This window comes from Albidovulum sediminis (genome assembly GCF_025380365.1).
Classification (GTDB): Bacteria; Pseudomonadota; Alphaproteobacteria; order Rhodobacterales; family Rhodobacteraceae; genus Albidovulum; species Albidovulum sediminis.
On record NZ_JAOCQF010000002.1, the window covers coordinates 230,606 to 257,138 of the forward strand.

The following is a 26,533-nucleotide window of genomic DNA, read 5'->3' on the forward strand; positions in this document are numbered from 1 at the left end:
ACGCCGGATCGCCGGCCGGGTCGTTTTCTGAGCGCATTTCCGGCAAACGGAGCGTCCTTTCCGAACCGACGGCTTGGCGGGTCTTGCGAAGATCCTTGCGGGTGTGGATGCTCCGTCGCCAGACGGAGGAAGGTATGCTGGAGCTTGACCATATCGCGGTCGCAGGTGCGACGCTGGAGGAGGCTGCCCGGCATGTCGAGTCTGCGCTGGGCTGCGCGCTTGGCCCGGGCGGTCGGCATGATCACATGGGCACGCACAATCGCCTTCTGGGACTGGGGCCGGACATCTACCTGGAGGCGATCGCGGTCGATCCTTCGGCCCCCCGGCCTGCCTGGCCGCGCTGGTTCCGGCTTGACGAATTCGAAGGCAGGCCGCGGCTGACGAACTGGATTGTCAGGACCGGCGACCTCGACGCGGCCCTGGCCGCGGCTCCGGAAGGCGCGGGCGTGGCCACCGCGCTGGCGCGCGGTGATTTCCGCTGGCGCATGGGCATACCCGCCGATGGCCGCCTGCCCTTCGATGACGCCCATCCCGCGCTGATCGAATGGCAGGGCGGGCTAAAGCCGCAGGACCGGCTGGCGGACGTGGGTATCCGGCTGGAACGGCTCGAGGTGGCGCACCCGAACGCCGACGCGCTTCGCGACGCCCTGCCGCTTTACGATCCTCGCGTTGTCATCGTCGCCGGGTCCCCCGCGATGCGCGCGACCTTTGCGACGCCGCACGGGAAGAGGTGCCTGGAATGACCGTACGGCCGGCCGGCGATGCCGATCTCGACCCGATCCTTGCGCTCTGGAACGGGTTTATCCGCGACACGACCGTCACCTTCACGAGCGAGGAGAAGACGGCCGCCGGTCTTGCCGCGATGATCGCGGAGCGTCGCGCGGCAGGGCGGGAGTTTCTGGTGGCGGAGGCGGACGGAGATTTCGCCGGATTCGCCACCTACGCGCAGTTCCGGGGCGGCAACGGCTATGCCCATGCGATGGAGCATTCGATCATGCTCGCGCCCCGCGCGCGCGGGCGGGGGATCGGGCGTAGCCTGATGCGGGCGATCGAGGATCACGCCCGCGCGGGGGGCGCGCACACGCTGTTTGCCGGGGTCTCCGGCGAAAACCCGGCGGGCGTGGATTTTCACGATCGTCTGGGTTTCGCGACCATCGTCCGCATCCCCGAGGTCGGGCGCAAGTTCGATCGCTGGCTTGACCTTGTCCTGATGATGAAGCGGCTTTGACGCACTGACATTTCGCCGCGCTGCGGCTAAGGTGATGCCATGTCGATCTGGACCCGCATTTCCGAAGCGCTCGCCGCCCTGAACAAGGGCGAGGGGCTGGCGACCGTCTTCGAGCGGCTGAAGACCCCGCCGGAGCGTTCGGTGGCCTTCACCATCGCGGTCATCGCCCTTGGCGCCAAGATGGCGAAAGCGGACGGGCAGGTGACGCGCAACGAGGTCATGGCCTTCCGCGAGGTCTTCACCATCGCGCCGGGGGACGAGGCGAACGCCGCGCGCGTCTTCAACCTTGCGCGCACCGACGTCGCCGGTTTCGAGCTTTACGCCCGCAAGATCGCTGCCATGTTCGGCCCTGGCGACGAGGTCCTGGTGGACCTGATGGAGGGGCTCTTCCACATCGCGGTGGCGGACGGCGAGTACCACCCGCACGAGGATGCCTTCCTGCGCGAGGTTGCCGCGATCTTCGGCGTTGGCGAGAGATGCTTCCGCGCGCTGATGGGGCGCTTCGTTCCCGACGCCGAGGCCGACCCCTACGACGTTCTGGGTGTGCCCCACGGCGCCCCGGCGGAGGAGGTGCGGGCGGCCTGGCGGCGGGCGGTGCGCGAGAACCACCCGGACCGCCTTGTCGCGCGCGGCCTGCCGGAAGAGGCGATCCAGATCGCACAGGCACGCCTTGTCGCCGTCAACCGCGCCTGGGAAGAGATCAGCGGCAAGAAGGCTGCCTGAGCCATGCGGATCGCGACCTACAACGTCGAATGGTTCACCAATCTCTTCGACAAGCACGGGGCGCTTCTGGCGGATGGCGAATGGTCGTCGCGCTACAACGTGACGCGCGCCGACCAGCTCGATTCGCTGGGCATCGTCTTTACCGCGATGGATGCGGACGCCGTGATGATCATCGAGGCGCCCGACAACAATCGCCACCGCAAGACGGTGCAGATGCTTGAAGCCTTCGCCGCGCGCTACGAACTCAGGACGCGCAAGGCGCTCCTTGGTTACGAGAACGAGACGCAGCAGGAAATCGCGCTTCTCTACGATCCGGACAAGCTGACGGTCGAGCATGACCCGATCGGCATGCCGGAGCAGCCGATCGAGGGGATGGCTAGCCCGCGTTTCGATTCGAGCTACAGGATCGACCTGAACATCGACGCCACGCTGGACCTCGTGCGCTTCTCCAAGCCACCGCTCGAGATCGCCGCGACCAGCGTCGCCGGCAAGTCCTTTCGCATGATCGGCGTGCATGTGAAATCCAAGGCGCCGCATGGCGCCTCGACCGAGGCGCAGGTCCGGCGCCTTGCGATCGAGAACCGCCGCAAGCAGCTTGCCCAGTGCATCTGGCTGCGTGAGCGTGTGCTGGAACATCTGCAGGCGGGCGAAAGCCTGATCGTCCTGGGCGATTTCAACGACGGCCCGGGCCTTGACGAATACGAGAACCTGTTCGGTCGGTCGGGGGTGGAGATTGTGCTGGGCTGGGACGAGCCGCGTGAGAAGCGGCTTTACGATCCCCATGCGCGGGTTGCCTTCGGCAAGAAGCTGGCCGCGATGCCGTCGACCGCGCGCTTCTACCTGGATGACCAGGGCGCCTATTTCTCGGCGCTACTCGACTACGTGATGGTCTCGCCCGACCTGCGCACCCTGTCTCCGACCTGGCGCATCTGGCATCCTTTCGATGACACCCGGTGTTATTGCGTTCCGGAACTGCGCGAGGCGCTCCTGGCCGCCTCGGACCACTTCCCGGTCACCGTCGATCTGCCGCTGTGAACGCGCCCCGCATTGCGCTCCACTACGCGCCCCAATACACGCCCCTGTGATTTTGCCGGGCTTTGCCCTATATTGGGGCAATGAGACAGGCTGCCGTCCTTTTGGCGATCTTCCTGGCGTTTCCGGCCGTGGCGGAGACGGAGGATGGCGATGTCGGCGAGGGGTTCAGCCTGCTTGAGGAAGGCGCGCGCATCATCATGCGCTCCATGCTCGATGACCTTGGCCCGAAGCTGGACGAGATGCGCGACGGGCTGGAAGGCGCGATGAGCGAGATCGAGCCGCACCTGACCGAGCTGTTCGACATGATCGGCGACCTGCGCAACTACGAGGCGCCAGAACGGCTGCCGAACGGCGACATCATCCTGCGCCGCAAGCCGCCCGAGGCGCCGATCGAATTCGGCCCGAACGGCGAGGTGGAGATCTGACGCCTTCCGATATGCCCCGGCGGCCGCGTTTCTGCCCGAACGCGGGGCTCAGCCCGCGGCGATCGAAACCACGGCCTGGGCACCAAGCGCTTCGGCCAAGGATCTGAACCGGGCCTCCGCCACCTCTCCGAACAGCGCCTCGGCATCGGGGTTCAGGGCGAGTTCGAGGATCTTCTTCTTCGGCCTCCAGAGCAGCGTGCCGGCTTCCTCGGGCGAGCGGATCGCGAACATCGCGCCGAACCGCATCGCCTTGCCCAGCACCTCGGCCTCCTTGATCTGGCGATCCGTCAGAAGGCCGAACAACGGCTCCAGCCGCGAACCGGCGCGCGAGTTCTTGTAGCGGTGCAACAGGGCGAGGCCAAGAAAGACCCGCTCGGCGTGGCTGAGGCCGCCGAGGTTTGCGCGCGTCGCGTTGTCGAAGCAGACCTCGGCGCGATAGTCGGGATGCGCCCGCCAGGTCGTGTCGTGCAGAAGGCAGGCGGCGCGAACGATCCTGCGCTTGTCAGCCGAGGCAGTGCCATAAAGCGGCAGAAGGAAGTTGTAGAGCTTCTTGCCGAAGCCGGGCATCCGGGCCGAGGTGCGTTCCGCGTGCCGGCACGCCTCGATCAGCGGGTCGCGCACCCGCAGGCGCTCGGGCATCTGCTCGTAAAGAAGCCCCTCGCGGATGCCGTAGGACGACACGTCGATTTCCTTCGGATGGAAGGTCAGCACAAGCTGGCGCAGCACCTGGCTTGCCAGCGGCACAAGTTCCATCCGCGCGGCAGATGTCCCGGTTTTCGACCTTAGCGCGTCAAGATCGTTCTCGGCGATCCAGTGCACGGTCTGAAGCACCGACTGCGGACCCATGCGGTATTCGTGAAGGACCGTCATCGGATAGTTCCGACGCTCCATGTCGAGCCGGGCGAACGCCCGCCAGGATCCGCCCACCAGATAGATGCGGTCGTGGCCGGTTCCCAGCGCTTCGGCCAGTTTCTCGACCTCGGCGCGGATGAACTCGGCCACGCCCTTCTTCCCACCCTTCACCTGCTGGAGCCGGAACGGCCCGAGCGGAGAGGTGACGCGACGGCCGACCTTGCCCTTGCTCACCTCCGCCAGTTCCATCGAGTTTCCGCCGATGTCGCAGACCAGCCCCTCCGCCTCGGGCCAGCCCAGAAGCACGCCCTGCGCGGAAAGTCGCGCCTCCTCCTGCCCGTCGATGACCCAGAGCTTCAGGCCGGTCGCGCGCTCCACCTCGGCCTGGAACTCCGCCCCGTCTTCCGCCTCGCGGACGGCGGCCGTGGCGACGCAGGTCATCGAGGGCAGGCGCATCCCCTTGGCAAGCGCCGCGAAACGCTTCAGCGCGGCCAGTGCGCGCGCGCGACCCTCGGGGTTCAGGCGGCCGGTCTTCGCCAGGCCCTGGCCAAGTCCCGCCAGCACCTTTTCGTTATAGAAGTAGGCGGGACTGCGGGCGGCACCGTCAAACACGACAAGGCGGACTGAGTTCGAGCCGACGTCTACCACCCCCACGCGCTCCAGCGCGCGCGAAGACGGGTCATCGAACAAGGGCCGGCCAAACAGCGCCAGATCGTCTTCGCCCTCGGCAGCCTTCTTCTTGCCCTTGCCGCGCTTTTCGTCGCTGTTCTTCGGCATCCTCGTCCCTCAGTCCATTGCGTGTGCGAGCTTCGGCACATCCTTTGCCCCGGCCGACCCTCTACCGGACAGAGACGGGTTCTCCATGAAGAAACGGTGGCAGTTGAACAGGTCGTCCCGCCCCTCGGGCAGATCGCGTTCATACCGGCCATCCGGGCGCAGAACCCAGCTTTGCGCCTCGTCCGCCAGGTTCGCGGCCATGATCTGGCTCACGATCTGCGCCTTTACCGTGTCGTTCCTGATCTCCACCAGCGTCTCGACCCGGCGCGTCAGGTTACGTCCCATCCAGTCGGCCGAGGAGATGAAGACCCGCGCCTTCTTCGAGGGCAGCCCGTGGCCCGCGCCGAAGCAGACGATGCGGCTGTGTTCCAGGAATCGCCCGACGATCGACTTGACGCGGATGTTCTCGCTCAGCCCCTTGATGCCGGGTCTGAGCCCGCAGATGCCGCGCACGACAAGGTCGATCTTCACCCCGGCCTGGCTTGCGGCGTAAAGCGCGTCGATCACGTTCGGCTCGATCAGCGAATTGAGCTTCACCCAGATCTGCGCAGGCCGCCCGGCGCGGGCGTGTTCGGCCTCGGCCTCGATCAGTTCCAGAAGCCGGCTTTTCAGGCTGATGGGGGAGATCGCGAGGTTTTCGAGCCCTTCCGGTTGCACGTAGCCCGACAGGTAGTTGAAGACCTTGGTCGCATCGCGGCCCAGGGCCGGGTCGCAGGTGAACAGGCTCAGGTCGGTGTAGATGCGCGCCGTGATCGGGTGATAGTTGCCGGTGCCGTAATGGGTATAGGTCACCAGGTGATCGCCCTCGCGCCGCACCACGGTCGAAATCTTCGCGTGCGTCTTGTAGTTGACGAAGCCGTAGACGACATGCGCCCCCGCGCGCTCCAGCCGGCGCGACTGGCGGATGTTCGCGGCCTCGTCGAAGCGCGCCTTCAGTTCGACAAGGGCGGTGACCGACTTGCCCGCTTCGGCCGCCTCACACAGCGCGCCGACGATGGGGCTGTCGTGCGAGGTGCGGTAGAGCGTCTGCTTGATCGCCAGGACGTTCGGATCGCGCGCCGCCTGCTCGATAAAGCGGATCACCATGTCGAAGGTCTCGTAGGGGTGATGCAGCAGCATGTCCTTCTTGCGGATTGCCGCGAACATGTCGCCGTCGTGGTCCTGCACCCTCTCGGGGATGCGTGGCGTGAACGCGGGCCACAGGAGGTCGCGGCGGTTGTCCAGAACCAGTTCCTTCAGATCGGCCATGCCGACCATGCCCTTGACCTCCACCACCTCGTCCGGCGCCACGCCAAGCTCGTCCATGATGAGGGCGCGCAGCGCCTCGGGCGCGCCGGCGGTGATCTTCATGCGGATCACCTGGCCCCGGCGTCGGCGCTTCAGCGCAGTCTCGAACTCCCGCACCAGATCCTCAGCCTCGTCCTCGACCTCGATGTCGCTGTCGCGCAGCACGCGGAAGGTGCAATGGCCGGTGTCGCGGTATCCGGGGAAGAGCGAGCCGAGATGGAGGAGAAGCAGTTCCTCCATCGGCAGGAAGCGCGTGCGCCCCGGCAGGGCGACGAACCGCGCGATCTGCTGGGGGATCGGCAGCAGGGCCTGCAAGGTGCGCTTGTCGGCGGCGCGCTCCAGTTGCAGCGCAAGGCAGAAGCCGGTGTTCGGGATGAAGGGGAACGGATGCGCGGGGTCGATGGCCAGCGGCGAGAGAACCGGGAAGACCTGATTGAGGAAATAGTCCTCAAGGAACTTCTCGTCCTTCCGGCCCAGCTTGGAACGCGTCATCAAAGCGATGCCCGCCGCCTCCATCTCGCGCTTCAGCTTGTTCCAGACCGATTGCTGCGCGGTCATCAGCCGCCGCGCGTCCTCGTTGATGAGGACAAGCTGTTCGGCCGGGGTCAGCCCGTCGGCGGCTGGCGTCGCATTGCCCGCCCGGCGCAATTCGCGCAAGCCTGCAACGCGAACGGTGTAGAATTCATCGAGGTTTGTGGCCGAGATCGACAGGAACCTGAGCCGCTCGAGCAGCGGCACGCGCGGGTTGCGCGCCTCGTCGAGGACGCGCCAGTTGAACGCTAGCCAGCTGAGTTCCCGGTTGAAGAAGCGGCCGGGGCCGGCGGTTGCGGCCTCGGGCAGCGTGATCGGGCGGGGGTGGGGCGCTTTAAGGAAATCGGCTTGCGTCATGGCGGGCTTATGCGCGGCCTTTGTAACGGAACGGTGACGGTATCATTGACCGCTCGGGCGCAGCCTGTCCAGAACCTCGGCCGCCAGCTTCTGGCCGATCGGGCGCCCCTGTGCGAGCGCCTGCGCATCGAGCGCGGCGACAAGATCGCGCGCCGCTGCCAGCGAACGTTCCATGCGCGCGACCAGCCAGGGCACGAGCGTTGCGGGGACAAGCAGCTGGCGGTCGGCGAACTGCTTGACCAGGACCGCGGCCAGCAGCGCGTCGTCGGGCGGATCAAGCAGGGCGATCTGGGTCGCCTGCATCCGGCTTGCAAGGTCGGGCAGGGACAGGGGCCAGCGCTGCGGCGCCGTACGCGCGGTCAGAAGCAGCCGCCCGCCCTCGGACAGGACAAGGTTGTGCAGGTGGAAGAGCGCCGTTTCCGCGGCTGCATCGCCGGCGATGCGGTCCGCGTCCTCGACCGCGACGGTTCCCGCCTCGGCCAGTTCCGCGACACGCGCCGGGTCCAGTGCAGCGGCGGGCACGACCGCCGCCCCGTGATCGTGCGCGAAGACCTGCGTCAGATGCGTCTTGCCCGCCCCCTCCGGCCCCACCAGCAGAAGCTTGCCCTGCGGCCAGTCCCGCGGGGCGTCGATGACCGAGAGCGCGAGCGCATTGGCCGGCGAGACAAAGAAATCGTCGCGCCCCAGCGCGGGACGCACCGGCAGGTCGAGGATCAGCTGACGTGCCATGTCAGGGCTCGTCCCCGCCCGTCAGGCCGCGGTAAAGGCGGCTGTCGAGATACTGCGAGATGCCGAACCGGGCGAGGACGCCGATCGAGGCCGCGACGGGAACCGCCACCAGCATGCCGACAAAACCGAAGACGGTGCCAAAGGCCGAGAGCGCGAAGAGGAGCCAGACCGGGTGCAGGCCGACCGACTGCCCGACGAGCCGGGGGGTAAGGACGTTGCCCTCCAGGAACTGGCCCGCGGCGAAGATCGCGGCAACGGCGCCGATATGGCCCCACTCGCCCCAGAACTGGAAGAAGGCAAGTCCGATCGCCAGCGCGCCCCCCACCAGGGCCCCGACATAGGGGATGAAGGTGATGAGGCCGGCAATCGATCCGACGATCAGCCCGAAGTCGAGCCCCGCAACCATCAGCGCGATGGAATAGAAGGTGCCGAGGATCAGGCAGACCGACACCTGCCCGCGCACGAAGCCCGCGAGCACCCGGTCGATGTCACGGGCAAGCGAGCGCACCACTTCGGCATGGTCGCGCGGCAGCCAGCCGTCGACGGTCGCGATCATACGGTCCCAGTCCAGCAGCAGGTAGAAGGCCACGACCGGAACGACGATGATGAAGACGATGGCGTTGATGACCGAAAGCGCCGAACTCAGCAGGCCGGAGGCAAGCCTGCCGCCCTGCGACTTGATGGTCTGGCCGATCGATTGCAGGGTTTCGTAGAGAACGCTCTGGTTGTCGAGCAGTTGCGGGAAGTTCGTCGACAGGAAGCCCTGAAGCTCGCCGAAGATCGTGGGCGCGGCGTTCACCAGTTGCGCAAGCTGGCGAACCAGCATCGGCACGATCAGGAGCGCGAGCAGCGCGAAGGCAACCAGCGCCACGATGGAAATGGCCGACGTCGCGGCCGTGCGGGACAGCCCCGCCCGTTCGAGCCGGTCGGCGACGGGGTCGAGGAAATAGGCCAGCGCCCCGCCGACGAGGAACGGCAGGATCACGTCGCCGAGAAACCAGAGCGCCGCGAAGATGACGGCAAGTGCTATTCCCCAGTATTTCGCCTGTTGGCGGACGGGCAGGGCCATGGCTGTCTCCTTCGTGCCTGTCATGGCGCATGCGCGCGTGGCCTGCAAGCCGCGACTTCAGCGGCGGCGCCTTGCGGCGCCACGCCATCCTGTCGCGATCCGCGCCGCCGCGCGGACCGCTCCGGCGCCTCCGGCGGGAGTATTTCAGCCAGAATGAAGGGAAGGTTCACGCCCCTGGGCGGTTGGGCCGCCTTGCCTGCCTGACGGGTTTGGCATAATCCCTTGGCCAGTCGAAGCCACAGGATGCGAGCCCTTCATGCGCCTTTCCCGCTATTTCCTTCCCGTCCTCAAGGAAAACCCCGCCGAGGCGCAGATCGTCAGCCACCGCTACATGCTGCGCGCGGGCATGATCAAGCAGCAGGCGGCGGGCATCTATTCCTGGCTGCCGATGGGATTCCGCGTGCTGCGCCGGATCGAGGAGATCGTGCACCAGGAACAGGTGCGCGCGGGCCACATTCCGCTCCTGATGCCGACGCTGCAGCCCGCCGACCTCTGGCGCGAGTCCGGGCGCTATGGCGACTACGGGGAGGAGATGCTGCGCATCCGGGACCGGCACGGGCGCGACATGCTCTACGGTCCGACGAACGAGGAGATGATTACCGACATCTTCCGCAGCCACGTGTCGTCCTACAAGGATCTGCCGCTGACGCTATATCACATCCAGTGGAAGTTCCGCGACGAGGTGCGCCCGCGATTCGGCGTGATGCGGGGGCGCGAGTTCCTGATGAAGGACGGCTACAACTTCGACATCGACAAGGACGCGGCTCTGCACGCCTACAACCGCCACATGGTCAGCTACCTGCGCACCTATGAGCGCATGGGCCTGACCGCGATTCCGATGCGCGCGGCTTCGGGCCCCATCGGCGGCGACAACACCCACGAATTCCTGGTGCTGGCGAACACCGGCGAATCCGAGGTCTTCTATGACGACCGGGTGACGGCATTGAAGCTTGGCAAGCGCGACATCGACTATGACGACCGGGGTCAGGTGGCCAAGGTCTGCGAGGAGTTCACCGAACTTTATGCCCGCACCGACGAGACACACGACCCGGTGATGTTCGAGACGGTGCCCGAGGCGCACCGCAAGGTTGGCCGAGGGATCGAGGTTGGCCAGATCTTCTACTTTGGAACGAAGTATTCCGAGCCGATGGGCGCGACCGTGGTGAACGAGAAGGGCGAGCGGGTGCCGATCCACGGCGGATCGCACGGGATCGGCGTGAGCCGGCTGCTGGGCGCGATCATCGAGGCCTCGCACGACGACAGGGGCATCATCTGGCCCGAGGGAGTCACGCCCTTCCCGGTGGGGATCGTCAACCTCAAGCAGGGCGACGGAGCGGCGGACGCGGCCTGCGAGGGGCTTTACAAGGCGTTGAGGGCCAAAGGGCTCGAGGCGCTTTACGACGACCGCGACGAGCGGGCGGGGGCGAAATTCGCCACAATGGACCTGATCGGCCTGCCCTGGCGCATCACCGTCGGCCCGCGCGGGCTTGCGAACGGCGTGGTGGAACTGACCTCGCGCCGCACCGGCGAGAGCGAGGAGATGAGCCCGGAGGCTGCGGTGGCGCGGGTGGCGGCGATCTACGAAGGCGTCTGAGCCCGCGCGCGGGCGGGGGGCTGCCGGGGCGTGTCACGAGGGCTCGCACCCGGCGCGGGATTTGCGCTAGACTTCCCTTGCGACGGGGGAGGGGAGGCACCGGATGCTGAGACTCATGAGCCTTGCGGGCGGACTGGCCGGGGCGCTTGCGCTGTCGCAGGCGCCGGAGTTTTCGCAGCAGTACCTTCAGCGGCTTGGCGGCAAGGTCGATGCGCTGAGCCGCGTCGCCGCCGAATTCGACGCCTCGGCGGAGGCCGCGGGGCTGAGCCGGGAAGCCGCGCTGGCGTCGTTGTCGGGCAACGCCTTTGCCGGGCTGCATCAGGCCGACATGCGCGACACGCTGTCTGAACTGGACCGGCTGAGCGCCGATCTGGCGCTTCTGCGCGCGGCCGGGCCGGTCGAGCGTACGCTGCTGCCGCACCGCTTCCTCGATGCGGAGACCTTCAGTGCGACCTGGGCCGACTTCCAGCCCGCGGTTCCGGCGACGACGGCGGGCATCGCCACGGGCGCGATGGGCTATCTTGGCGGCTGGGCCGCGATGTCGATCCTGGCCTCGATCCTCGTCTCTCCGTTCCGGCGCCGGGAGAAGGGCCGGGCGCGCACCTGACCCTCGGCGGAAAAGCGTGCCTGGCGCATCCTGCGGCCGGCGCGACGGCTTGACCTTTCCCCCGCGCGCCGCCACCTTGCGCCCGCTTTCGCACCCCCCGCTTTCGCACCCGGAGCCCCCATGGCACAGGCCACCCGCCCCTTCGCGCCCTTCGAGTTCATGATCGCCTGGCGCTACCTGCGCGCAAGGCGGGCCGAAGGCGGCGTCAGCGTGATGACCTGGATCAGCCTTGTCGGCATCGCGCTGGGCGTGATGGCGCTGGTGGCGACGCTGGCGGTGCGCTCGGGCTTCCGGACCGAGTATGTCCAGACCATCCTCGGCGCCAATTCGCATGCCGAGATCGGCGCCTATCCGCAGGCCTCCGATGGCGGCATAATCAACATCTCGATCCCCGACTACGCGGAAGTGACGGCGCGGATCGTGGCGATACCTGGCGTCACCCGCGCCAATCCGCGCATCTCCGGGTTCTCGATGGCCAGTTTCGGCGACCGCGCGACGGTGGGCGAGGTGATGGGCGTGGCGCCCGAGGTTCTGGCGGACTTGCCGACGTTCCGCGGCGCGCCCGAGGCGCTGGGCGATATCGGGCGGTTCGGCGAGGGGATCGCGGTCGGCTCGGGGATCGCGCGGGCGCTTGGCCTCGTGCCCGGCGACAAGGTGAAGCTGCTCCAGCCGAACGGGGTGAAGACCGCCTTCGGCACCTCGCCGCGGGTCAATGTCTACGAGGTGACCTACATCTTCTCGGTTGGTCGTGCGGACGTGGACAGCACGCGCATCTACATGCCCTTCGCCGAGGCGCAGAGCTTCTTCAACCGCGAGGGCGTGGCCGACCAGATCGAAATTTTCGTCGACGACCCCGAGGCGATCGACGCGCTGGCGCCCGCGCTGCTTCAGGCCGCGGGAGAGGGGCGATACGTCTGGACGTGGAAGGACCGTTCATCGGCCTTCCTCGCCGCGCTGTCGATCGAGGACGACGTGATGTTCGTCATCCTGTCGCTGATCGTGCTCATCGCCACGATGAACATCACCTCGGGCCTTGTCATGCTGGTCAAGAACAAGGGCCGCGACATCGGCATCCTGCGCACGATGGGCCTGACCGAGGGGTCGATCCTGCGGGTCTTCTTCCTCTGCGGTGCGTTTACCGGCGTTGTCGGCACCATCGCGGGCGTGATCCTGGGCAGCCTCATCGCCTGGAACGTCGACGGGATCATGTCGGCGGTGAACTGGCTGACCGGCGGCGGCGCCTGGGACCCGTCGATCCGCGGCATCTACCGTCTGCCGGCGGAACTGCGGGGGTGGGACGTGTTCCGCGCCGTCGCGCTCTCGATCGGGCTTTCCTTCGTCGTCACCATCTTTCCCGCCCGCCGCGCGGCGCGGATGAACCCGGTCGAGGCGCTGCGCTATGAGTGATGCGGTGCTGGACCTGAGCGGGATCGAAAAGACCTACAACCGCGGCCTGCCGTCCGAAGTGGGCGTGTTGCGGGGGCTCGACCTGCGGGTGGCGAAGGGGGAGGTCGTGGCGCTGGTCGCACCGTCGGGCGCCGGAAAGTCGACGCTCTTGCACATTGCCGGACTGCTCGACACCGCCGATGCCGGAACTGTCGCCATCGCCGGGCGCGCCATGACCGGCCTGTCGGATCGCGCCCGCACCGAGGCGCGGCGGCGCGAGGTGGGGTTCGTCTACCAGTTCCATCACCTGTTGCCGGAATTCACGGCCGCCGAAAACGTCATCCTGCCACAGCTTGCCAACGGCACCGCGCGGCGCGAGGCGGAGGCGAAGGCGATGGCGCTTCTCGACCTTGTCGGGGTGGCGCCGCGCGCCGGCCACCGCCCGGCGGCGCTTTCAGGTGGCGAACAGCAGCGGGTGGCCTTCTGCCGCGCGCTGGCGAACCGGCCGAAGCTCCTGCTCGCGGATGAGCCGACGGGCAACCTGGACCCCGAGACGTCCGACCGGGTCTTCGCGACCCTCCTGAAGCTGGTCCGGGATACCGGGCTTTCCGCGCTGATCGCGACGCACAACCTGGACCTTGCGCGGCGCATGGACAGGGTGGTGCGGCTGGATGCGGGCCGGATCATCTGATCCGGATCAAGGCGCTGCCGCTGCCGCGCGGGCAATCTGCGCGCGACCCTGATGGAGACTGCCGATGCGCCCCACCGCCTTTACCCTCGCCTTCATCCTCGCCATTGTCTCGACCCTGCCCGCTGCCGCGCAGGAAAACGTCGAGGGGCGCGAGATTTTCGTCGGCGCCTGTGCCGGGTGCCACGGCGCGGACGGGCACGGCGACGGGCCGATGGCCGAGCTTCTGACCGTGCCGGTGCCCGACCTGACCGGGATCGCGGAAAGGGAGGGTGGCAGCTTCCCCTGGCTCCGGATCGTGCACATGGTCGACGGCCGCACCGGGCTTCGCGGGCACGGCGGGCCGATGCCCATCTTCGGGGCCGTCTTCACCGGCGACACCGTGGCGGCGGACGGGCCGGACGGCACGCCGGTGATCACCTCGAACAGGGTGCTGGAGGTGGTGGACTACCTCATGTCGATCCAGCGCTAGGCCTTCTGGACCAGGAATACGCCGATCGCCATCAGCCCCAGTCCCGAGGCGCGCATCAGGCCGAACGGCCTGATCGCGGCGCCGAAAAGCCCGAACTGGTCGATCGCCGTGGCCGAGATCATCTGGCCCAGGAGCACGAAGAAGATCGCGTTGCCGACGCCGAACCGGGGTGCCACCCAGGTGATCGAGAGGACGTAGAAGGCGACGAAGAAGCCCGCCAGCAGCAGGTGCCGCGGCTGGGCGGGGATGAGGGCCAGCCTGTCCAGGCCGCCCGTTGCCCAGGCGACCAGAACCGAGACCGCGCAGGCGACGACGAACAGCACCGAGGCCGCAGCGGCGGGCGATCCGATGCGCGCGCCGAGCTGGGCGTTCAGCGCGGCCAGGATCGGTATGCCGATCCCCGCGGCCAGCATGATGAGCGCGTAGCGCAATGTGTCCGCCATGATCTTCCTCCGTTTCGGCGCGGCGGAGCCTAGGCGCCCCCCGCGGCCTTGTCACGACCCGATTCAAGCCCTATTCCCGGAAGCATGCGGGCGCTGCCGCGTGCCCCGGGGCGAGTGGAGGAGAGTCATGAACCATGCATTCCATGCCGGTGCGTTCCTGGGGGTCGCGATGCTGGCGCTTGCCGCCTGTGCGCCCGAACAGCAGGTTTCGGGGCGGGCGCTCTATCTCGATTACTGCGCCTCCTGCCACGGGCCCGGCGGCAAGGGCGACGGCCCGGCGGCAGAGGGCCTGGGGAAAGCGCCCGCGGACCTGACCGGAATCGCCGCGCGCAACGGTGGCGTGTTCCCCATGGCGCGGGTCATGTCCACCATCGACGGATATACCCGGCGTGGCGACCGGTCGTCGGTCATGCCCGAACTCGGGGTGGCGCTGCAGCAAGGGCCGCTTGTCCTCGTCGATACCGGCGACGGGATCATGACGCCCACGCCCGTCAACCTCGTGGCACTCGCGGATTATCTCGCGACCCTCCAGAACTAGAAATCCGGCAGGCTTGTGCCCTTGACTCCCCGGTGGCGGGCTGTATAAGCCGCCCGTCCCGGGACGCTGTGCCCGGGCCATTCATTTGGTGTTGGTGGACCCCGCAAGGGGAAGCCTGTCGCCCCGCGCAACCGGGGAAAGGACAACGCCCTTCATGGCCGCCCCCGGGTGGCGCCTGCAAACGAAGGAGATCAGCGGTGACCAAGCGCACCTCTGCCAAGTACAAGATCGACCGCCGGATGGGCGAGAACATCTGGGGCCGTTCCAAATCCCCGGTCAACAAGCGCGACTACGGTCCGGGCCAGCACGGCCAGCGCCGCAAGACCAAGCTTTCGGACTTCGGCACCCAGCTGCGCGCCAAGCAAAAGCTCAAGGGCTACTACGGCGACCTGACCGAAAAGCAGTTCCGCAAGATCTACGGCGAAGCCGAGCGCGTGAAGGGCGATACCGGCGAGAACCTGATCGGTCTCCTGGAGCGCCGTCTGGATGCGGTCGTCTACCGCGCCAAGTTCGTGCCGACGATCTTCGCCGCCCGCCAGTTCGTGAACCACGGCCATGTCACGGTGAACGGCAAGCGCGTCAACATCGGCTCCTACCGCGTGAAAGAGGGCGACGTGGTCGCCGTCCGCGACAAGTCCCGCCAGCTTGCCATCGTGCTCGAGGCGGTGGGCCTGGCCGAGCGTGACGTGCCCGACTACATCGAGGCCGATCACCACAAGATGACCGCGACCTTCGTGCGCACCCCGGCGCTGGGCGACGTTCCCTATGCCGTGCAGATGGAACCGCACCTCGTCGTCGAATACTACGCGAAGAACTGATCTTCGCCGGATTGCCGGAATGGGCCGCCCTTCGGGGCGGCCTTTTTCGTTGTTTGGGGGGCGGTGCGCACCCTGCCGCTGTGGCGCGAATCCACCACCCCCGGCGCCGGCGGGGGCGCGGCCGCATGGGGGCTGGCCTTGCCCCGGGCCGACCGCTAGAAAGCGCCGACATCTGCGGGAGTCGCTGCCATGACCGATCCCATCCGCCCCCAGCCGGGGATTCTCGACATCGCCCTCTATGAGGGCGGGGCGGCGCATGTCGCGGGGGTCACCGACGCGATCAAGCTCAGCTCGAACGAAAATCCCTTCGGCCCCTCCGACCGGGCAAAGGATGCCTTCCAGCGCGCGGTGCACAAGCTGCACCGATATCCCAACACGGACCATGCCGCGCTGAGGCAGGCTATCGGCGAGGTTCATGGCCTCGATCCCGCGCGGATCATCTGCGGCGTGGGTTCCGACGAGATCATCCACTTCCTCTGCCAGGCCTACGCCGGCCCACGGGACGAGGTCGTGTTCACCGAACACGGCTTCCTCATGTACCGCATCTCGGCGCTGGCCGCGGGGGCGACCCCGGTCTCGGTGCGCGAGCGGGAACGGACTGCGGACGTCGACGCGATCCTGGCCGCCTGCACGCGCCGCACGAAGCTTGTCTTTATCGCCAACCCGAACAACCCGACCGGCACCATGATCGGCCCGGGCGAGATCGAGCGGCTGGCCGCAAGCCTGCCGAAGCAGGCGATTCTCGTGCTCGACGGGGCCTATGCGGAGTATGTGGAGGGTTACGACGGCGGCGCGGAACTGATCGGCCGGCGGGCCAACGTCTTCATGACCCGCACCTTCTCCAAGATCTACGGTCTGGGCGGGCTGCGGATCGGCTGGGGTTATGGCCCGAAAGCCATCATCGACGTGCTGAACCGCATCCGCGGGCCCTTCAACCTGTCCACCGCGCAGCTTGAGGCGGCCGAAGCCGCGGTCAGGGACCAGGACCACGTCGACCGCTGCCGCGCGGAGAACACCCGCCTGCGCGCCTGGCTGGCCGAGGCGCTGGCCGAACGCGGCGTGCCCTCGGACACCTCGACCGCCAACTTCATTCTGGCCCGCTTCGCCGACGAGGCGGAGGCAAGCGCCTGCGACGCCTTCCTGCAGGGGCAGGGCCTGATTGTGCGCCGCGTGGCCGGCTACGGCCTGCCGCACTGCCTGCGCATCACCATCGGCGACGAGGCGTCGTGCCGTCGCGTGGCCCATGCCATCGGCCAGTTCAAGGGGCAGAAATGACCGGGCCCATCTACAACCGCGTGGCGCTGATCGGACTTGGCCTCATCGCCTCGTCCATGGCTCATGCGATGAAGAAATGGGGCCTCGCGGGGTCGATCGCGGGATATGCGCGCACCACCGAAACCCGCGCCGCCGCGCTGGAGATCGGCTTTTGCGACGCGGTGTTCGACACGGCTGCCGCGGCGGTTGAGGGGGCGGACCTCGTGGTGCTCGCGGTTCCGGTCGGCGCCATGAGCGCCGTCGCGGCCGAGATCGGGCCGCATCTGAAGCCCGGCGCCACCGTCACCGACGTCGGTTCGGTGAAGCAGGCCGTGGTCGAGGCGGTCGCACCCCACATTCCCGAAGGCGTCGACTTCGTCCCTGGCCACCCGCTGGCCGGCACCGAACACTCCGGCCCGCATTCCGGGTTTGCCACGCTGTTCCAGAACCGCTGGCACATCCTTGTGCCCGGCTCTGCCCGGCCCGAAGCGGTCGCGCGCCTGCGCGCCCTGTGGGAGGCGATGGGCGCCAACGTCGACGAGATGGACGCAGCCCACCATGACCTCGTCCTGGCCGTGACCAGCCACACCCCGCACCTCATCGCCTACACGATGGTGGGCGTGGCCGACCACCTGAGCCGCATCACCGAAAGCGAAGTCATCAAGTATTCCGCCGCGGGCTTTCGCGACTTCACCCGCATCGCGGCCTCCGACCCGACGATGTGGCGCGACGTGTTCCTGACCAACAAGGAGGCGACGCTCGACATCCTCGGCCGCTTCACCGAGGAGCTTTTCGTGCTTCAGCGGGCGATCCGGATGGGCGACGGGCAGCTTCTGTTCGACTATTTCACCCGCACGCGGGCGATCCGCCGCGGCATCATCGAGGCCGGCCAGGATACCGCCGCCCCCGACTTTGGCCGCACCAAACCCGACAAGGGCTAAAGCCGTGGCGCGGGGCCAAGGGCGAAGGGGCCGAGGAAAAGCATCCCCTCGCGGAAGACGAACGGCAGGCTCACCCGGTCGGGATCGGGCGAGTTCCTCGCGATACCGTCGAGCATCCGCGCGACGTTGGCCGCGTCCTGCGCCGACAAGGCGCCCAGACGTTCGGCCGCGTCCAGCATCTGCCGCCACTCTGTCGCGGTCACGGTGATGCGGCCTTCGGGCGTGCCGCTTGCGGTCACCTCGACGCGGCCCTCGGCCTCGATCCGCATCGGCCCCCAGAGCAGCCGGGCGCCCGCAATCTCGGCCTGCATCAGGCGCGGCGGCGCTTCGCCCGCGAAACGGTCGAGCGGGCGGTCGAAGTCAAGCGTCGCGTCCAGCCAGAGCCGTTCGATCGTCGCGGGCAGGGCCGGGGCCGGGCCGCCGGTTCCCTCCACACCCGTCAGCGCGATGTCGGTGACCTCCACCCCCACACGGTGGCTGCGTCCGTCCGCCCCCGCAGACTGGCTGGCCAGGCGCGCCTCGGTCGCTGCCGCGGACCACAGCCCCGCCACCGCGACCGATGGCGCGGCGACAATCATCTGCGCATGGTCGAGCGGTAGCGATCCTTCGGCGGCAAACAGGGCGCTTGCACGCATGTCCTCGCTGGCAATGTCCAGCCGTTGGCCGGCGATGGTCAGGCTCTGTTCCCGCGGCCAGACGGCGATGATCTGGTTCGGCCTGTAGGACAGCGCGAAGACCTGGAGGAACGGGGCCGCCCAGACCAGGTCCGCACCGCGCAACTCGGGCGCCTCCACGGTCACGTCGAAGCGCGAGGGAAAGCCCGCCAGCCCGACCGAGGCATAGTCGATCTGCCCGTCGGCCCTGAGCTGGGCCATCGCCGTCTCCACCCCCGCCATGAGCGCCCGCGAGGCCACGAACCAGTAGCCGCCGTAAAGGGCGGCCAGCACGATCGCGATCGACAAGAGCTTGCGCATGGCGCGCCTCCGGGGTCTTTCCTCGTCCTTACAGATGGTGTTTACAGGCCCCGTGCGAAGGGGGCCAGTGCATGGACGCCAACAGCTTGTGGGTCTTCGGCTACGGATCGCTGATCTGGGAGCCGGGTTTCGCCTACACCGAACGGGCCATCGCGCGGCTTTCGGGCTGGCACAGGTCGTTCTGCATGCGCTCGATCCACCATCGCGGGACGCCGGAGGAACCGGGGCTGGTGCTGGCACTCGACGCCGCCGAGGGGGCGCATTGCGACGGCGTGGCCTTTGCCGTGGCCAGCGACCGGGCCGACGCGACGCTTGCCTACCTGCGCGAACGCGAACTGATTTCCTCCGCCTATCTCGAGAAGATACTGCCCGTGGCGCTGTCCGACGGGCGGCAGGTGCAGGCGGTGGCCTATGTCATCGACCCCGACCACGTCCAGTATTGTGGCGGGCTCGATCTTGACGAACAGGCCAGGATCATCGCGCGGGCCGTGGGCGGGCGCGGGCGCAACACCGACTACCTCTGGAACACCGCCGCGCATCTGGCCGAACTGGGGCTTGCCGATCCCGATCTGGACTGGCTGGCCGACCGCGTCCGCGCCCATCTGGACGAGGCCGGCCGCTGAAACCCGATGCGCGGGCTTGGCAGGCCGCGATGCCCCGCCTATTGTCGAGCCGACAGAACGGGGACACTTGGATGATCAAACCCGCGCGAGAGGCCGAGCCGTTGTTTTCCCAGCCCGTTCGGCAGGTCGTGATGATGCTTGTCGTCAGCGGCCTTGTCGGGGCGGGCGCCTATTTCGCCTTCGGCCGCATATCTCCGATCTTCCTGGCCAATCCCTACCTGAACGGGCTGATCCTGGGGGTCTTCCTGATGGGCGTGCTGACCTGCTTCTGGCAGGTGGCGCAGCTTGTCGGCTCCGTAAGCTGGATCGAGGGGTTTGCCGCCGACCGCGCCGGGCATGAGGTCACGGTGCCGCCGCGGATGCTGGCGCCGCTGGCCGCGCTGCTGCGCAGCCGTACGTCGCGCAGCAGCCACATCTCGAACTCCTCGGCGCGCTCGATCCTCGAATCCGTCTCCGCCCGTATCGACGAGGCGCGCGACATCACGCGCTATCTGATCAACCTGCTGATTTTCCTTGGGCTTCTGGGCACGTTCTACGGCCTTGCAACGACCGTGCCCGCGGTCGTGGACACGATCCGCGCGCTCGCCCCCGCCGAGGGCGAAAGCGGCATGCAGGTCTTCGACAAGCTGATGGGCGGGCTCGAGGCGCAACTGGGCGGCATGGGGACGGCGTTTTCATCGTCCCTCCTCGGGCTTGCGGGGTCGCTTGTCGTCGGGCTGCTGGAGCTTTTCGCGGGGCACGGCCAGAACCGCTTCTACTCCGAACTGGAGGACTGGCTGTCCTCCTTCACCCGTCTCAGCCTGGCCGGCTCGGACGGTGAGGGCGGTGTCGACGGGGCAGGCCTGGCCGATGTCATCGACCAGATGGCCAACCAGGTCGAGGTGCTGACCGACCTTTTCGCGCAGACCGAGGCCGGGCGGATGCGGACCGATGACTCGCTTGCCAAGCTGGCGCAGTCGGTCCACCTGATGACCGAGGCGATGGCCGCCGGCGCCGGGTCGAATGCCGTGCTGGAACGGATCGCGGCGGGTCAGGAGCGGCTTCTCGCCATCATCGAGAAGAACGCGGCCGAACCCGCCATCGACGGCGGCGATGCCGAGGCGCGGATGCGCCTGCGGTCGATCGACGTGCAGCTTCTCAAGATCCTCGAAGAGGTCGCGGCCGGCCGGCAGGAGGCGGTGGCAGAACTGCGCTCCGACCTCGCGCAACTGACGCGCGCGGTCCGCGCGCTTGTCCGCATCGAGCCTTCCGCGCCGCCGCGGAGGGACTAGGCCATGGCGCAGTCGAACGGGCGCGGCGGGCAGCGGTTCTCGACCAACATCTGGCCCGGTTTCGTCGATGCCATGACCGCGCTCCTGATGGTGCTGATGTTCGTGCTGACGATCTTCATGATCGTGCAGTTCACCTTGCGCGAAACCATCGACACGCAGGATGACGAGCTTGCCGCCCTTGCCGACCAGGTGGCGGGGCTTGCGGACGCCCTCGGCCTCGAACGCGACAGGACCGCGGCCTATGAAGCGCAGGTGCAGGGCCTGAACGCCGATCTGGACGCGGCGCGGGACGAGGCCGACCGTCAGTCGACCCTGATTGCGACACTGACCAGCCAGGTGGAGGGCCGGACCGCCGAACTGGCGGAGGCGAACGCGCGGATCACCAGCTTCGAGGCGCAGGTGGCCTCGCTCCTGTCGGAGCGGGACAGCGCGCGGGCCGAGGTGGCCGACCTGACGCAGGCGAGGGAACGGCTTCTCTCGGATCAGGAGGCGCTGAACCTCGCCCTCGCCAAGGCGCGCGAGGAAATCGACGCCCAGGCCGAGGCCGCCCGCCTCGCCGCTGCCCGGCGCGAGGCGCTGGACGCGCTTGTCGCCGACCTGCGCGCGCGGGCCGAGGCGCAGGGGCGCGACCTGGCCGCGGCGCAGGACAAGCTGACCGAGGCAGAGCGGGACCGGCTTGCAGAGGCGGCGGCGGCCGAACTGTTGCGGGACCGGTTGAAGAATTCCGACAGCGAGCTGACGGCGATGACGCTGGCGCTTGAGGAGGAGCGGCGCAAGGCCGAGGAGACCCTGACCCTTCTGGCCGCCGCGCAGGGCAAGGTGGACGAGAACCAGACCGAGGCAGAGCGCCGGGCGGCACTGCTTGCGACGGCCGAGACGGAACTGTCGCGGCAGAAGGAGGTTTCGGCCGACGCCCAACGCCGGGTCGCGCTGCTCAATCAGCAACTGGCGGCATTGCGCACGCAACTCGGCTCGCTTCAGGCGCTGCTCGATGCCGCGGCCGAGAAGGACGCCGCCGCGAAGGTGCAGATCGAGAATCTCGGTAGCCAGCTCAACGCCGCCCTGGCGCAGGTCGCCTCCGAACAGCGCGCCCGCGCCGAGCTTGAGGAGGCAGAGCGCAAGCGGCTGGAGGAAGAGGCGAAATCACTGCGCGACGAGGCGCGGCAACTGGCGCGCTACCGGTCCGAGTTCTTCGGCAAGCTGAGCGAGGTTCTGGCCGGCCGCGAAGGGGTCCGGGTCGTGGGCGACCGCTTCGTCTTTTCGTCCGAAGTGCTGTTCCAGACGGGCTCGGCGGATCTTTCGTCCGAGGGGCGGTCGCAGATCGCCGGGGTGGTGTCGATCCTGCGCGACGTGTCGGACCAGATCCCCGCGGCGATCGACTGGATCATCCGGGTGGACGGCCACACCGACAACGTGCCGATCTCGGGCGGAACATTCCGCGACAACTGGGAACTGAGCCAGGCCCGCGCGCTGTCGGTCGTGCGCTACATGCAGGACGATCTCGGCTTCCCGCCCGAACGAATGGCGGCCACCGGGTTTGGCGAATTCCGCCCCGTCGCCGAAGGGGACACGCCGGAGGCGCGCGCCCAGAACCGGCGCATCGAGCTGAAGCTGACGGAGCGGTAGGGCGACCGCGCGCGGCGCACCCGACGCCTGCCCGAAATGCGAACGGGCGCGGAAGAACCCGCGCCCGTTCAGGTCTGCCATGGCTGCCCGCTCAGTCGGCCGTCAGAAGCGGCGGCTTCGACCCGGCGATGCGGCGCTGTTGCGGCTCCTCGATCTGCAGTTCGATCCTGTCGTCCTTGACCAGAACCCGCACGACCCCGCCCTTGGTCAACTTGCCGAACAGCAATTCCTCGGCGAGCGGTTTCTTGATGTGCTCCTGGATGACGCGTGCCAGGGGACGCGCGCCCATCTTGTCGTCATAGCCCCGCTCGGCGATCCAGGCGGCGGCTTCCGGAGACAGCTCGATATGGACGTGGCGATCCATCAGCTGCGCCTCAAGCTGCAGCACGAACTTGTCGACCACCTGCATCACGATGTCGCGCGACAGCGGCGCGAATGAGATGACGGCATCCAGTCGGTTGCGGAACTCCGGCGTGAAGGTACGCTCGATCGCGGCCGTATCCTCGCCCTCGCGACGGTCGCGGCCGAAGCCGATGGCGGCCTTGGCCATGTCGGAGGCACCGGCGTTCGAGGTCATGATCAGAATCACGTTGCGGAAGTCCACCTGACGGCCGTTGTGGTCGGTCAGCTTGCCGTGGTCCATCACCTGCAGAAGGATGTTGTAGACATCCGGGTGCGCCTTCTCGATCTCGTCCAGAAGCAGCACGCAATGCGGGTGCTGGTCGACGCCATCCGTCAGCATGCCGCCCTGGTCGAAGCCGACATAGCCCGGAGGCGCGCCGATCAGGCGGGAAACCGCGTGTTTCTCCATGTATTCCGACATGTCGAAGCGCAGAAGCTCCACGCCCAGGCTGTCGGCCAGTTGCTTGGCGACCTCGGTCTTGCCGACGCCGGTGGGGCCGGCGAAGAGGTAGTTGCCGATCGGCTTTTCGGGTTCGCGCAGGCCCGCGCGGGCCAGCTTGATCGCCGAAGAGAGCGCCTCGATCGCCTTGTCCTGGCCGAAGACCACGCGCTTCAGCGTCCGCTCGAGGTCACGCAGCACCTCGGCATCGTCCTTCGACACGTTCTTCGGCGGGATGCGGGCGATCTTGGCCACCACGGCCTCGATCTCCTTCGGGCCGATGGTCTTACGGCGCTTCGATTCCGCCAGCAGGTGCTGGGCCGCGCCAGCCTCGTCGATCACGTCGATGGCCTTGTCGGGCAGCTTGCGGTCGTGGATGTAGCGCGCCGACAGTTCCACCGCCGACTTGATCGCATCCTTGGTGTAGTGCAGGTCGTGGTGCTTTTCGAAATAGGGCTTGAGGCCCATCAGGATCTTCACCGTGTCGTCGACCGAAGGTTCGTTCACGTCGATCTTCTGGAACCGGCGGGACAGCGCACGGTCCTTCTCGAAGTGCTGGCGGAACTCCTTGTAGGTGGTCGATCCCATGCAGCGCAACTTGCCGCCCTGAAGCGCGGGCTTGAGGAGGTTCGAGGCGTCCATCGCCCCGCCCGATGTCGCACCGGCGCCGATGACGGTATGGATCTCGTCGATGAAGAGGATCGCGTCGGGGTGATCCTCAAGCTCCTTCACCACCGCCTTCAGCCGCTCCTCGAAGTCGCCGCGATAGCGTGTGCCGGCCAGAAGCGCGCCCATGTCGAGCGAGAAGATCGTCGCGCCCTTCAGGATGTCGGGCGTCTCGCCACGCACGATCTTCAGCGCCAGCCCCTCGGCGATGGCGGTCTTGCCGACGCCCGGGTCGCCCACGAGAAGCGGGTTGTTCTTGCGGCGCCGGCAAAGCACCTGGATGCAGCGCTCGATCTCGGACTCGCGCCCGATCAGCGGGTCCACGTCGCCCTTCTTCGATTTCTGGTTCAGATCGACGCAGTATTTGGCAAGCGCGGATTCCTTCGCTTCGCCGTCATGCTTTTCTTCCGCCTTGGCCTCGTGCTCCTGCGCGCCCGTCACCGGCCGCGTCTCGCCGAACGAGGGATCCTTGGCGACGCCATGGGCGATGAAGTTGACCGCGTCGTAGCGGGTCATGTCCTGTTCCTGCAGGAAGTAGGCCGCGTTCGATTCGCGTTCGGCGAAGATCGCGACCAGGACGTTCGCCCCCGTCACCTCGGTCCGGCCCGAGGATTGCACGTGGATGGCGGCCCGCTGGATCACGCGCTGGAACGCGGCGGTCGGCACCGCTTCGGACCCGTCGACATCGGTCACGAGCGTCGACAGGTCATCGTCGATGAAGTCGGCCAGGGTCTTGCGCAGCGCATCGAGATCGACCGAGCAGGCGCGCATCACCTTGGCCGCGTCGGGTTCGTCGATCAGGGCAAGAAGAAGGTGCTCCAGCGTTGCGAGTTCATGCCGGCGCGCGTTGGCAAGCGCCAGCGCCGCGTGGATCGCCTGTTCCAGTGTGGTCGAAAATGACGGCACCTGCGTGCTCCTTCTCCTCGGGGGCGGGACGGGGCGCCGCCCCATCCCACCATGGCCTCATGTCATTAAGGTTTGGTGGAAACGACCCGGCTTCAAGCGTTTTCCGCGCCCGATCCCAGCATCTTTCGAAAAGCCGCGGAAATTGTGATACGAATGCGACTTTCCGTGAGCATTCCGGCAACAATTCCGTCAGAACCGGTCCTTGCGGGCACGGATCTCGGCGAAGCAGTCGACGTCGCTCGCGCCGTCCATGCCAAGCTGTCGTTTCACTTCGGGCAGGTTCGCGCGCAGGAACGGGTTCGTCGCCAGTTCCTCGGCCAGTCGCGACGGCACGGTCGCGCGGCCCATTTCGCGCGCCTCGGTCACGGCCTTGAACCGGGATATAAGCGCGGGATTGTCCGGTTCAATGGTCAGCGCGAAGCGGGCGTTCGAGGCGGTGTATTCATGCCCCGAACACACCAGCGTCTCGGGCGGGAGTGCCGACAGCTTGCGAAGGCTCTGCCACATCTGCGCCGGCGTTCCCTCGAAAAGCCGGCCGCAACCCAGTGCCATCAGGCTGTCGGCGGTGAAGACCACGCCGGAATCGGGAAAGTGGAAGGCGATGTGGCCCGAGGTGTGGCCGGGCACCTCGATGACATGCCCCTCGGACATGCCGATGCGCACCACATCGCCCTCGCGCACTGCCTCGGTCAGCTTGGGCAGGCGGTGGGCATCGGCCGCGGCGCCGATCACGCGCGCGCCGGTCGCGGCGGCGAGCGCCCTGACCCCGTCGATATGGTCGCCATGGTGGTGCGTGATCAGGATGTGGCTCGCGTGCCAGTCGCGGGCGTGCAGCGCGTTCACGATGGGCGCGGCATCAGGCACGTCGACCACCGCCGTCGCCCCCGTCGCCGCGTCGTGGGCGAGATAGGCGTAATTGTCCTTGAGGCAGGGAACGGTGACGATTTCCAGAGGCATGGCGTTTCGCGCGACTTTGCTTATTGTTGGCTTGCCGAGTTTGGCCCAACCGCGGGGTCTTCCGCAATGCACCTTGATGTCCTTGACCTGAGGAATTTCTACTACCGCACGCAGCTTGGCCGTGCGGCGCAGAAGGCCATCCGCGACCAGGTCATGGCGCTTTGGCCCGAGGCGAAGGGCAGGACGGTCGTCGGCTTCGGATTTGCGGTGCCTCTGCTCAGGCCCTACCTCGAGGAGGCGCGGCGGGTCATCGGCCTGATGCCGGGTCAGCAGGGCGTCATGCCCTGGCCCGCCGGGATGGAGAATGTCTCGGTCCTCTGCGAGGAAACGCGCTGGCCGATCGATACCGGGATCGCGGACCGCCTGGTCATCCTGCACGGGCTGGAAACCTCGGAAAACCCTTCGGCCGTGCTGGAGGAATGCTGGCGCGTGCTCGGCCCGGGGGGCAGGGCGCTTTTCATCGTGCCGAATCGGTCGGGTCTGTGGTCGCGCTCCGACCGGACGCCCTTCGGATACGGCCGGCCCTATTCCATGGGCCAGCTCGACGCCCAGTTGCGCGCCCACAGTTTCGTCGCCGAACGCCATCAGACCGCGCTTTACGTGCCGCCGTCGTCGCGCCGCTTCTGGCTGAGGACCGCGGCCATGTGGGAAGGTTTCGGCCATCGCATTTCGCCCGTGATGTCGGGCGGCGTCCTGATGCTTGAGGTGTCCAAGCAGCTGCACGCCCCCCAGCGCCCCGGCCTTCGCGCGGCGGTGCGAAAGCCGCTCAAGGTACTCGAGAGGATGCACAAGCCGGTGCCCGGGCCGGTGTGAATCGCGCCCCTCTATCGGGGCGGAACGAAGGGATTCCGGGCGGGAATGGCGATGTTAACGCCCAAACCTGCAAGGGTTGAATGCACCGTCGCCGGGGATATG

General features: G+C 67.6%; 26 protein-coding genes. 18 read left to right on the forward strand and 8 right to left on the reverse strand.

The features are described 5' to 3' along the window. Positions 1-134 precede the first annotated feature (134 nt). From N5I32_RS12760 to N5I32_RS12780, 5 genes are all read left to right on the forward strand, one after another. Positions 135-743 (forward strand): VOC family protein, encoded by a 609-nt coding sequence (locus N5I32_RS12760; RefSeq protein ID WP_261496259.1) that lies wholly within the window; start codon positions 135-137, stop codon positions 741-743. Further along, complete coding sequence (locus N5I32_RS12765; protein ID WP_261496260.1) at positions 740-1,228, forward strand: GNAT family N-acetyltransferase; 489 nt, start codon at positions 740-742, stop codon at positions 1,226-1,228. Before N5I32_RS12760 ends, N5I32_RS12765 begins: the two co-directional genes overlap by 4 nt. A 39-nt stretch (positions 1,229-1,267) precedes the next feature. After that, the gene (locus tag N5I32_RS12770; RefSeq protein WP_261496261.1) at positions 1,268-1,951 is read left to right on the forward strand and encodes a molecular chaperone DjiA; all 684 of its coding nucleotides are present in this window, start codon (positions 1,268-1,270) and stop codon (positions 1,949-1,951) included. A gap of 3 nt (positions 1,952-1,954) precedes the next feature. Next, positions 1,955-2,986, forward strand: coding sequence for an endonuclease/exonuclease/phosphatase family protein (locus N5I32_RS12775; RefSeq protein WP_261496262.1), 1,032 nt, complete (start codon positions 1,955-1,957; stop codon positions 2,984-2,986). An 80-nt stretch (positions 2,987-3,066) separates the two neighbouring features. Next, complete coding sequence (locus N5I32_RS12780; protein WP_261496263.1) at positions 3,067-3,411, forward strand: AAA+ family ATPase; 345 nt, start codon at positions 3,067-3,069, stop codon at positions 3,409-3,411. A 48-nt stretch (positions 3,412-3,459) separates the two neighbouring features. On the opposite strand, the gene N5I32_RS12785 is transcribed toward N5I32_RS12780, so the two are convergent. From N5I32_RS12785 to N5I32_RS12800, 4 genes are read right to left on the reverse strand one after another with little or no spacing between them, the layout of a single operon-like run. Then, a complete protein-coding gene (locus N5I32_RS12785; RefSeq protein ID WP_261496264.1) occupies positions 3,460-5,040 on the reverse strand; it encodes a Ppx/GppA family phosphatase in 1,581 nt (526 codons plus the stop codon). A gap of 9 nt (positions 5,041-5,049) precedes the next feature. Further along, the gene (locus tag N5I32_RS12790; RefSeq protein WP_261496265.1) at positions 5,050-7,215 is read right to left on the reverse strand and encodes an RNA degradosome polyphosphate kinase; all 2,166 of its coding nucleotides are present in this window, start codon (positions 7,213-7,215) and stop codon (positions 5,050-5,052) included. A 42-nt stretch (positions 7,216-7,257) separates the two neighbouring features. Beyond that, the gene (locus N5I32_RS12795; RefSeq protein WP_261496266.1) at positions 7,258-7,944 is read right to left on the reverse strand and encodes a P-loop NTPase family protein; all 687 of its coding nucleotides are present in this window, start codon (positions 7,942-7,944) and stop codon (positions 7,258-7,260) included. Position 7,945: 1 nt separating this feature from the next. Continuing rightward, a complete protein-coding gene (locus N5I32_RS12800; protein ID WP_261496267.1) occupies positions 7,946-9,013 on the reverse strand; it encodes an AI-2E family transporter in 1,068 nt (355 codons plus the stop codon). A gap of 256 nt (positions 9,014-9,269) precedes the next feature. Here N5I32_RS12800 and proS point away from each other — a divergent pair, with 256 nt between their 5' ends. The 5 genes from proS to N5I32_RS12825 all read left to right on the forward strand — a co-directional run bounded on the left by proS (position 9,270) and on the right by N5I32_RS12825 (position 13,760). Further along, positions 9,270-10,607 carry a proline--tRNA ligase gene (gene proS, locus N5I32_RS12805; RefSeq protein ID WP_261496268.1) on the forward strand — a complete coding sequence of 446 codons (1,338 nt, stop codon included), beginning with the start codon at positions 9,270-9,272 and terminating at the stop codon, positions 10,605-10,607. Between the two features lie 103 nt (positions 10,608-10,710). Further along, positions 10,711-11,214, forward strand: a complete 504-nt coding sequence (locus N5I32_RS12810) for a DUF2937 family protein (RefSeq protein ID WP_261496269.1) — start codon at positions 10,711-10,713, stop codon at positions 11,212-11,214. A 120-nt stretch (positions 11,215-11,334) separates the two neighbouring features. Further along, positions 11,335-12,621: an ABC transporter permease gene (locus N5I32_RS12815; protein ID WP_261496270.1), complete on the forward strand. Its 1,287-nt coding sequence runs from the start codon at positions 11,335-11,337 to the stop codon at positions 12,619-12,621. Beyond that, positions 12,614-13,291: an ABC transporter ATP-binding protein gene (locus N5I32_RS12820; protein ID WP_261496271.1), complete on the forward strand. Its 678-nt coding sequence runs from the start codon at positions 12,614-12,616 to the stop codon at positions 13,289-13,291. Before N5I32_RS12815 ends, N5I32_RS12820 begins: the two co-directional genes overlap by 8 nt. A 64-nt stretch (positions 13,292-13,355) precedes the next feature. Continuing rightward, positions 13,356-13,760 carry a c-type cytochrome gene (locus N5I32_RS12825; RefSeq protein ID WP_261496272.1) on the forward strand — a complete coding sequence of 135 codons (405 nt, stop codon included), beginning with the start codon at positions 13,356-13,358 and terminating at the stop codon, positions 13,758-13,760. Here N5I32_RS12825 and N5I32_RS12830 read toward each other — a convergent pair. After that, positions 13,757-14,203: a DMT family transporter gene (locus N5I32_RS12830; RefSeq protein ID WP_261496273.1), complete on the reverse strand. Its 447-nt coding sequence runs from the start codon at positions 14,201-14,203 to the stop codon at positions 13,757-13,759. The two genes, N5I32_RS12825 and N5I32_RS12830, sit on opposite strands and share 4 nt — an antisense overlap. A 127-nt stretch (positions 14,204-14,330) precedes the next feature. On the opposite strand from N5I32_RS12830, the gene N5I32_RS12835 reads away from it, so the two are divergent. The 4 genes from N5I32_RS12835 (at position 14,331) to N5I32_RS12850 (ending at position 17,754) form a co-directional block, all read left to right on the forward strand. Continuing rightward, complete coding sequence (locus N5I32_RS12835; RefSeq protein ID WP_261496274.1) at positions 14,331-14,741, forward strand: c-type cytochrome; 411 nt, start codon at positions 14,331-14,333, stop codon at positions 14,739-14,741. Between the two features lie 197 nt (positions 14,742-14,938). Further along, positions 14,939-15,559, forward strand: a complete 621-nt coding sequence (rpsD, locus tag N5I32_RS12840) for a 30S ribosomal protein S4 (RefSeq protein ID WP_261496275.1) — start codon at positions 14,939-14,941, stop codon at positions 15,557-15,559. A 189-nt stretch (positions 15,560-15,748) separates the two neighbouring features. After that, entirely contained in the window at positions 15,749-16,834 is a 1,086-nt protein-coding gene (gene hisC, locus N5I32_RS12845) for a histidinol-phosphate transaminase (RefSeq protein ID WP_261496276.1), read from the forward strand. After that, positions 16,831-17,754: a prephenate/arogenate dehydrogenase family protein gene (locus N5I32_RS12850; RefSeq protein ID WP_261496277.1), complete on the forward strand. Its 924-nt coding sequence runs from the start codon at positions 16,831-16,833 to the stop codon at positions 17,752-17,754. The genes hisC and N5I32_RS12850 overlap by 4 nt, the downstream gene beginning before the upstream one ends. On the opposite strand, the gene N5I32_RS12855 is transcribed toward N5I32_RS12850, so the two are convergent. Then, positions 17,751-18,728, reverse strand: coding sequence for a DUF2125 domain-containing protein (locus N5I32_RS12855; protein WP_261496278.1), 978 nt, complete (start codon positions 18,726-18,728; stop codon positions 17,751-17,753). The genes N5I32_RS12850 and N5I32_RS12855 overlap by 4 nt on opposite strands. A 71-nt stretch (positions 18,729-18,799) precedes the next feature. Between N5I32_RS12855 and N5I32_RS12860 the strand changes: the two genes are divergently transcribed. The 3 genes from N5I32_RS12860 (at position 18,800) to N5I32_RS12870 (ending at position 22,248) form a co-directional block, all read left to right on the forward strand. Then, on the forward strand, positions 18,800-19,351 hold the full coding sequence (locus N5I32_RS12860) for a gamma-glutamylcyclotransferase (RefSeq protein WP_261496279.1): 552 nt from the start codon (positions 18,800-18,802) through the stop codon (positions 19,349-19,351). Between the two features lie 71 nt (positions 19,352-19,422). Continuing rightward, complete coding sequence (locus N5I32_RS12865; RefSeq protein WP_261496280.1) at positions 19,423-20,622, forward strand: biopolymer transporter ExbB; 1,200 nt, start codon at positions 19,423-19,425, stop codon at positions 20,620-20,622. Between the two features lie 3 nt (positions 20,623-20,625). Further along, positions 20,626-22,248, forward strand: a complete 1,623-nt coding sequence (locus N5I32_RS12870; RefSeq protein WP_261496281.1) for a peptidoglycan -binding protein — start codon at positions 20,626-20,628, stop codon at positions 22,246-22,248. Between the two features lie 91 nt (positions 22,249-22,339). Here N5I32_RS12870 and clpA read toward each other — a convergent pair whose 3' ends face one another. Then, positions 22,340-24,661: an ATP-dependent Clp protease ATP-binding subunit ClpA gene (clpA, locus tag N5I32_RS12875; protein WP_261496282.1), complete on the reverse strand. Its 2,322-nt coding sequence runs from the start codon at positions 24,659-24,661 to the stop codon at positions 22,340-22,342. Positions 24,662-24,850: 189 nt separating this feature from the next. Continuing rightward, positions 24,851-25,618 (reverse strand): hydroxyacylglutathione hydrolase, encoded by a 768-nt coding sequence (gene gloB / locus N5I32_RS12880; protein ID WP_261496283.1) that lies wholly within the window; start codon positions 25,616-25,618, stop codon positions 24,851-24,853. 66 nt (positions 25,619-25,684) lie between these two features. Here gloB and N5I32_RS12885 point away from each other — a divergent pair, with 66 nt between their 5' ends. Continuing rightward, complete coding sequence (locus N5I32_RS12885; RefSeq protein ID WP_261496284.1) at positions 25,685-26,431, forward strand: class I SAM-dependent methyltransferase; 747 nt, start codon at positions 25,685-25,687, stop codon at positions 26,429-26,431. The last annotated feature ends 102 nt before the right edge of the window (positions 26,432-26,533 follow it).

Excerpts from the sequence above, each read along its gene's own strand:
- N5I32_RS12760 (WP_261496259.1), top strand. The coding sequence starts at position 135 with ATGCTGGAGCTTGACCATATCGCGGTCGCAGGTGCGACGCTGGAGGAG.
- N5I32_RS12765 (WP_261496260.1), top strand. The coding sequence starts at position 740 with ATGACCGTACGGCCGGCCGGCGATGCCGATCTCGACCCGATCCTTGCG.
- N5I32_RS12770 (WP_261496261.1), top strand. The coding sequence starts at position 1,268 with ATGTCGATCTGGACCCGCATTTCCGAAGCGCTCGCCGCCCTGAACAAG.
- N5I32_RS12775 (WP_261496262.1), top strand. The coding sequence starts at position 1,955 with ATGCGGATCGCGACCTACAACGTCGAATGGTTCACCAATCTCTTCGAC.
- N5I32_RS12780 (WP_261496263.1), top strand. The coding sequence starts at position 3,067 with ATGAGACAGGCTGCCGTCCTTTTGGCGATCTTCCTGGCGTTTCCGGCC.
- N5I32_RS12785 (WP_261496264.1), bottom strand. The coding sequence starts at position 5,040 with ATGCCGAAGAACAGCGACGAAAAGCGCGGCAAGGGCAAGAAGAAGGCT.
- N5I32_RS12790 (WP_261496265.1), bottom strand. The coding sequence starts at position 7,215 with ATGACGCAAGCCGATTTCCTTAAAGCGCCCCACCCCCGCCCGATCACG.
- N5I32_RS12795 (WP_261496266.1), bottom strand. The coding sequence starts at position 7,944 with ATGGCACGTCAGCTGATCCTCGACCTGCCGGTGCGTCCCGCGCTGGGG.
- N5I32_RS12800 (WP_261496267.1), bottom strand. The coding sequence starts at position 9,013 with ATGGCCCTGCCCGTCCGCCAACAGGCGAAATACTGGGGAATAGCACTT.
- proS (WP_261496268.1), top strand. The coding sequence starts at position 9,270 with ATGCGCCTTTCCCGCTATTTCCTTCCCGTCCTCAAGGAAAACCCCGCC.
- N5I32_RS12810 (WP_261496269.1), top strand. The coding sequence starts at position 10,711 with ATGCTGAGACTCATGAGCCTTGCGGGCGGACTGGCCGGGGCGCTTGCG.
- N5I32_RS12815 (WP_261496270.1), top strand. The coding sequence starts at position 11,335 with ATGGCACAGGCCACCCGCCCCTTCGCGCCCTTCGAGTTCATGATCGCC.
- N5I32_RS12820 (WP_261496271.1), top strand. The coding sequence starts at position 12,614 with ATGAGTGATGCGGTGCTGGACCTGAGCGGGATCGAAAAGACCTACAAC.
- N5I32_RS12825 (WP_261496272.1), top strand. The coding sequence starts at position 13,356 with ATGCGCCCCACCGCCTTTACCCTCGCCTTCATCCTCGCCATTGTCTCG.
- N5I32_RS12830 (WP_261496273.1), bottom strand. The coding sequence starts at position 14,203 with ATGGCGGACACATTGCGCTACGCGCTCATCATGCTGGCCGCGGGGATC.
- N5I32_RS12835 (WP_261496274.1), top strand. The coding sequence starts at position 14,331 with ATGAACCATGCATTCCATGCCGGTGCGTTCCTGGGGGTCGCGATGCTG.
- hisC (WP_261496276.1), top strand. The coding sequence starts at position 15,749 with ATGACCGATCCCATCCGCCCCCAGCCGGGGATTCTCGACATCGCCCTC.
- N5I32_RS12850 (WP_261496277.1), top strand. The coding sequence starts at position 16,831 with ATGACCGGGCCCATCTACAACCGCGTGGCGCTGATCGGACTTGGCCTC.
- N5I32_RS12855 (WP_261496278.1), bottom strand. The coding sequence starts at position 18,728 with ATGCGCAAGCTCTTGTCGATCGCGATCGTGCTGGCCGCCCTTTACGGC.
- N5I32_RS12860 (WP_261496279.1), top strand. The coding sequence starts at position 18,800 with ATGGACGCCAACAGCTTGTGGGTCTTCGGCTACGGATCGCTGATCTGG.
- N5I32_RS12865 (WP_261496280.1), top strand. The coding sequence starts at position 19,423 with ATGATCAAACCCGCGCGAGAGGCCGAGCCGTTGTTTTCCCAGCCCGTT.
- N5I32_RS12870 (WP_261496281.1), top strand. The coding sequence starts at position 20,626 with ATGGCGCAGTCGAACGGGCGCGGCGGGCAGCGGTTCTCGACCAACATC.
- gloB (WP_261496283.1), bottom strand. The coding sequence starts at position 25,618 with ATGCCTCTGGAAATCGTCACCGTTCCCTGCCTCAAGGACAATTACGCC.
- N5I32_RS12885 (WP_261496284.1), top strand. The coding sequence starts at position 25,685 with ATGCACCTTGATGTCCTTGACCTGAGGAATTTCTACTACCGCACGCAG.